The organism is Ruminococcus sp., from assembly GCF_024684275.1.
This window is the reverse complement of sequence record NZ_JAIKXF010000043.1, coordinates 1-5,660: the sequence shown is the minus strand read 5'-3', so window position 1 is coordinate 5,660 and position 5,660 is coordinate 1. Positions and strand designations below refer to the sequence as shown.

General features: G+C 38.3%; 8 protein-coding genes. 3 read left to right on the top strand and 5 right to left on the bottom strand.

The window, feature by feature from the left end; translation table 11 throughout:
* The first annotated feature begins 359 nt into the window (after nt 1-359).
* Both K5677_RS04550 and K5677_RS04545 read left to right on the top strand, forming a co-directional pair.
* The gene (locus K5677_RS04550) at nt 360-752 is read left to right on the top strand and encodes an MAE_28990/MAE_18760 family HEPN-like nuclease (RefSeq protein WP_296725198.1); all 393 of its coding nucleotides are present in this window, start codon (nt 360-362) and stop codon (nt 750-752) included.
* A gap of 53 nt (nt 753-805) precedes the next feature.
* Nucleotides 806-1,504: a hypothetical protein gene (locus tag K5677_RS04545; protein WP_296725194.1), complete on the top strand. Its 699-nt coding sequence runs from the start codon at nt 806-808 to the stop codon at nt 1,502-1,504.
* A 20-nt stretch (nt 1,505-1,524) separates the two neighbouring features.
* Here the strand turns inward: K5677_RS04545 and K5677_RS04540 are convergent, their stop codons facing one another.
* Entirely contained in the window at nt 1,525-2,724 is a 1,200-nt protein-coding gene (locus tag K5677_RS04540) for an AIPR family protein (protein WP_296725190.1), read from the bottom strand.
* Nucleotides 2,725-2,852: 128 nt separating this feature from the next.
* Between K5677_RS04540 and K5677_RS04535 the strand changes: the two genes are divergently transcribed.
* Nucleotides 2,853-3,083, top strand: coding sequence for a helix-turn-helix transcriptional regulator (locus tag K5677_RS04535; protein WP_296725188.1), 231 nt, complete (start codon nt 2,853-2,855; stop codon nt 3,081-3,083).
* Between the two features lie 34 nt (nt 3,084-3,117).
* Here the strand turns inward: K5677_RS04535 and K5677_RS04530 are convergent, their stop codons facing one another.
* The 4 genes from K5677_RS04530 to K5677_RS04515 form a co-directional block, all read right to left on the bottom strand.
* Entirely contained in the window at nt 3,118-3,534 is a 417-nt protein-coding gene (locus K5677_RS04530; RefSeq protein ID WP_296725185.1) for a hypothetical protein, read from the bottom strand.
* Nucleotides 3,535-3,544: 10 nt separating this feature from the next.
* On the bottom strand, nt 3,545-3,817 hold the full coding sequence (locus K5677_RS04525; protein ID WP_296725182.1) for a DUF6809 family protein: 273 nt from the start codon (nt 3,815-3,817) through the stop codon (nt 3,545-3,547).
* A 468-nt stretch (nt 3,818-4,285) separates the two neighbouring features.
* Nucleotides 4,286-5,335: a site-specific integrase gene (locus K5677_RS04520; protein ID WP_296725178.1), complete on the bottom strand. Its 1,050-nt coding sequence runs from the start codon at nt 5,333-5,335 to the stop codon at nt 4,286-4,288.
* On the bottom strand, nt 5,322-5,513 hold the full coding sequence (locus tag K5677_RS04515; RefSeq protein ID WP_296725174.1) for a hypothetical protein: 192 nt from the start codon (nt 5,511-5,513) through the stop codon (nt 5,322-5,324). Before K5677_RS04515 ends, K5677_RS04520 begins: the two co-directional genes overlap by 14 nt.
* Nucleotides 5,514-5,660: the final 147 nt, after the last annotated feature.

Genomic DNA, 5,660 nt, shown 5'->3' with positions numbered 1-5,660 from the left:
TTTTTCTTACTCACAATAATCACTCCTGTTGAATATTTCCTTTCGGTGATATAAGTATAACATTTTCAATGTAAATTCCGATACCTTTTCTATGTTAATTGTAGGTAAAGCAAGCATTTTTTTCGGAAGGAGTGTAAATGTTCAGTTTAAGCCTGAAACAGTAACATTATATTATAATGATGCTCATATTAAATCTGCAATCACCTCTATGTTTATTCCAAGTAAAAAATTCAAATTTGCAAATAATTCAAAAAGAGCAACGTTCCTGAATAAAACGCTGCTCTCTTCAATGAATTGATATGTTGTAATCGAATTTGATTCTGCCTATTGCGTGGGGTTACTTAGTGGCTCTTTGACATTTGACAAATACCATCCTTAATAGTGCCAATAATATCCCACAGATTCAATGTGATAAAATCATAGATACTAAAAGTAATCTAAATTCGGAATTGTTTAAAGAGCTGATGGCATTGTTGGATTTAGATTCATCTATACACGATACATCTTTCAATCTTATTGATGAAAGATTATTAGCTCGCAGAAATGGTATTGCCCATGGAGAAAATAGGAAACGATTTCCTTTAGATAAAGAAGAATACTATGATATTCATGTAAGAATCGTTCAGATAATGGATGATTTAGCAACGCAGATTAAAGATTCAGCAATAAATAAAAGTTATCGAAAAGCATCTGATAACGAAACTGATTTGGTTTATGAAGAACCGACTGAGATGTCAATTCCAATAGGTTAAATAAATAATAAAGTTAAGTCTTTCTACTTAAACTGTATGAAGGAGATGAACTAATGAAAAAATCGAAATATGTTTTTATTATTTTTGCTCTTGTATATGTAGCAATGGCTATACTTTATCCTTTCAATGTATTGAATATAGGTGAAAACTTACTATTTGCTCTGTCATTTTCAGCTTTGCTTTTATCGACAAGCGACGTCATAAGTAAAATTGCAGGCTATCTTTGTATTAGTAATACATACAATGCAGATTTAATGATTACAATTGATTTTTTAGAATCAAAAATACAGTACGGATTAACCCAAACCCGAACCATTAATGTTAGAAATGTAATGGGAAACTGCAAAGAATTATTGAAAAAGAAATACAAGTATTGTCATCCTGAAGACTATGCACATAAAACAATAATCAAAATTCAAAATGTTTTATCCATGATTCTATTTATAATTGGAATAGCCTCATTTATAATAATTCCTTTCCTAAATCAAAATATTACCAATACAAAAACAACTTCAATAATAACAATTTTAGCTTTTTCAGCAATGTCTTTAAGTCTATTTTTGGACGAGTTAATTGGGGAAAAGCAATCTGAAATAAATATCCTAATAAATGATAAACATTTAGCTATAAATGCTGAATACCCCGATTTTAGATCGTTTTTTGAATCGAATATGTATTATAGAAATGATTTGATTGCCATTCAAGAAGCAGCAACTCCAAACGAAGCAGAAAATAACGGCTGCACCAAATAGTACAGCCGTTTATAAGACTCTTAATTTATGTTAAGCATTTCAAGAGCGATTGTCATATAAAGCGTTTTCCAGTTACCAACATCTTTGCCGACAGCCTGAGCGTTATTGCCGAGCGTCCTACTTCTTTCAACTGTAGTTTCAACAAGTTCAGGACCGACTTTTTCCATGATCTTGAATGGATCACATTTCCAGGAGTATTCAACTCCATCATCTTTGATTAAAGCACGAAAAGCACCAAGGATAGGATAAAGGAAACCTGTTGGAGAAAGATAATCCATTTCGGTTTTATAGTATTTTGACTTAAACTTGGTATCGCCTTTAGGAACCGATACTCCTTTAACAGAGCCATAGCGTCCTGATGCGTTTTTCTGCTTATAGTATGCACCTATGTTACTCTCAAGCATATCATAAAGCTTAAAAATATCAATCATTATGTTTCTCATTCTATAATATGGATTTGCTACAGGATTTTCTTCGCTGTTTTTATGAGCTTCGATATAATAATCAATACACTTTTTCCTGCCACTATAAGCAATCACGGGGAAAGAATTGATATCAGGATACTTTTCAAGGTTGAAAAGCGTAAGCATTGAAATTATATCTGCAACATCGATATCACCTTTATCATTTTCTCTGAAATAGACATTGTTGTTAAAGGGTTCGTTCTTTATGATTTCTTTGATAAGATCAAATCTGTGTTCAAGTTCTGCAATTGACTTGTCCTGAACCTGAGTCGAAGTGTTTCTTGCAGCGGCTAATGCCTGGAAAATATCTTCAACTCCGGTAAGTATTTCAAGTTTTACAAACTGCTGTCCGTGTTCAAGTTCTTTTCTCTTTTCAAGAATCGCCTTGTAAGTATGTCCGCCATCAACATCGCCATGTACTTCTTCATCACTGAAAGTTATACTTAACTTTCCGCTATTATTATCATAATGAACTGAATCAGCTGAAATAACCATTCCTCTGTTCAATAAATAGAAGTTAGGCTCGCTGGTGTTAAGAAGTGATGCTTTGATCTTTTTGGCAACACCGTTATTCATGGACTGATTTCTTGGATTTGTTGCCATGGGAATATCTTCAGGAATTTCCTTAACATCACAAATTGCAAAATACATCTGAGGGTAGGCTTCGTCGCCTTTCTTCTCTGTATCCTTCTGCTGATAAGGATTAGGAAGCTTTCTGAAATTCTCAACGGGGAAAGTTAATACTCTTTCTGACATAATAATGTCCTCCTTCAATTAAATATGATTTAATGATTAGATACACAGATCTCTCTGTCATCTGTATACAGTATAACATATTATTCCCTATATGTCGACGTCATATATGACGTTTTTTGAGGTGAATTATGAAACACAAATATGATTCCATAAATTTCTATTTAGGAAATGAAATAAGAAAAATGCGAGAAGGTCGTGGTTATACACAAAGTGAGTTTTCTGAAATATGTGGTATAAGTCGTGCTTATTATGGTCGAATAGAGCGTGGAGAGTATAATGTTACAGTTGATTTGTGTAAAAAAATAGCCGACGGTTTTGGATGCCATATATCTGATCTTTTTATCAATCTACCAACATAAAAACAGCTGTACCCGAAGGCACAGCTGTCTGCTCTCAAATATAAACCATACACTCAAACACCGCTTCTCTCGCCATATAGCCAAAGCAGTTCTCAAGACCGAGCATCTTCTCCACATCACCGCTGAGGACAGATTTCTGATAACATTCATCGGTCTGCTTCCAAAGCGCCACCTGACTGGAGATAGCTTCACTGACTTTCAGTTCCATATCATCAAGGTACTGAATAATCTTACCCTCATTGACGAGCCTGCGAAGTCTGTCGGGGTACTTGCTGTCAGAGAAATGAAGATGATACCTGATGAAGTCGGTGCTGTAAGTCTTACTCTCTGTGGTGAGTGTATTAAGGTTGAAGTGAGTGACTGTTACTGTGTTGGTGTCCAGTTGCCACAGCGGAACGTATTTCTTTTTTAGGGAGCTGTATGCGGTCTGTTCGCTCTTGTATCTGCTCATACCGTCCACCTCACTTTATGGGCTTGATCATTTCAAGGACAAGCTGTGCGCCGACCTTGAAACCCTTGCGGAACTCATTGCGGTTGGAGAGGTTGTGCAGTTCAATGTCCGCTGACTGGTACTCATCGAGAATGTCAGTGCGGTCGGGATAGGCTTTCTTTAACTCGGCTTCTGCCTTGACGAGTCTGTCGAGGGCGGCTCTGTATGCTCCGTCTGTATCTTCAATCTCGGTCAGGTGGAACAGGTCATAATCGTAAAGTTCATCGAGAATATTTCTACTCATAATAGATACCTCCATTTGGTAGGGTGAGGGATAACGCTTCTCCTCGCCACGATTATTACAGTTTTCATTCTCTGAATACCGACGAGATTGTCATGTCCGCCAGTTCAACTTTTGTTCAACAAAGTTGAAACAAGTTACGATAAAACTTGAAATTTACAACAAGAGCGTTTGCTCTGAATTGCAGATTTTATCGTGTTTTAGGCGCTTTTTGAAAACTAAATAAAGTAAGCGAAACGATACTGCTTAGCTCGAAGAGATAATTTTATCCCTACTGGGAGTATTCAAAATCGCGTATTTACGCTGTTTTGTTCGGTTTGGGTTTATCTGAAATATGGTGAAATTCGGACGGTAACTAACACGTAACTAACGGGTAACTAACAAAAAATCAAGGCATTCATCGTATGGTGAATGCCTTATTTATTTACAAAAAGCCGCTGAGAGAACAATCTCTCAGCGGTTTTTTAATACCTATATCCTATTAATAGCCTCCAACAACTCCTGCACATTAACGTGCGTATAGACCTTCTCGGTCAATGACATAGCCCCTGAATGACCGACGATCTTCTTTATCAGCGTAGGCGATACCTCTTTCTCGGTCATCATGGAGATACAGGTATGACGTGTATCATGCGGCTTATGGGAGCAGCCGATCAGCTCCATAACAGGTGTCCAGTAGGAATCATAGTAGTTGAGATAGATGAACTGCTTGCCGTCGGGAGTATGGAGAAGATACTCGTTGCCGTCATCGTACCACTTCTTGAAGAACGGATATGTCCTGTCGTGTATCGGCACAACACGAATACCGCTTTCAGTCTTGCTCTCCACCACCTTGAAGCAATGCTCTTCGATGTTGACATTCTCACGTTTCAGGTCAAGCAGCTCAGACACACGCACTCCACTGTATATCAGCATCAGGACGATCTGAGCGTAGAGATTGTTTTCCTGCAGCCACAGAGCATCAATTTCTTCCTTACTGAAAGGAGAACGGTCTGTCTTGTTCGGGTTCTTGTCCTTGAACTTGATAATATCCACATACTCAGAGTAGTCTTTCATGCAGATCTCATACTTCATGGCATACTCATACATCTGGCTGAACAGCACTTTCAGCTTGCGGAGCGTCGGATAGTTCTTACCGCAGTTGTCTACAACACCCTGCAAGTCAGTCAGCTTCAAATCCTTGAACACTCTGTCATGCAGGGGTTCACAGGTATTATATGACGCTTTGTAGGCTTTGGCGTTGCTGTCCGAGATCGTGGGGAACTTCTCCGCCGACCACTTCTCAAAGACTTCGGCAAAGGTGATTTTGGACGCTTCAATGTCATAGGGATTCTTATTGTAATCCATAAGCATTTCAAGCCCTTTAGCCCTGGTCGGCGCATAGCCGATAGTGATGTACTGCTGTTTACGCTTGCCAGTTTCGGTATCAATGTCCCAGCCGACTGTCTTGCGGACAATGTAAGGATTACGCCTATTGCCCGACAGCTTATAGACTGTGCCAACACCGTTAGCTAATTTCATTCTGCTTCTCCTCCTTCAGCCGTACCACCTCACGGCAGGTGTCAACGATCTCGGAAATGCGGTCGATCTGCGTTTTCAGTTCGTCAAGTGGCATAGTTGCTTCTTCCTGTTCGTCCTTGTTGACGGTGAACTTTTTGAAATCGCTGATTATGGACGATGTAAAGCCCTTGACTGTCATTATAAGATATTCATGTGTGTGAAGTGTGTAACTGTGTACGCATTTGATTCAGTTAATGCACTGTAAGCTGTCTGAAAAGAAAAACGACAGAACAGACAGAAAACAAAGTGCCTGTATTTCTCTTTCAAAAAGAGAAAAATGCAACAC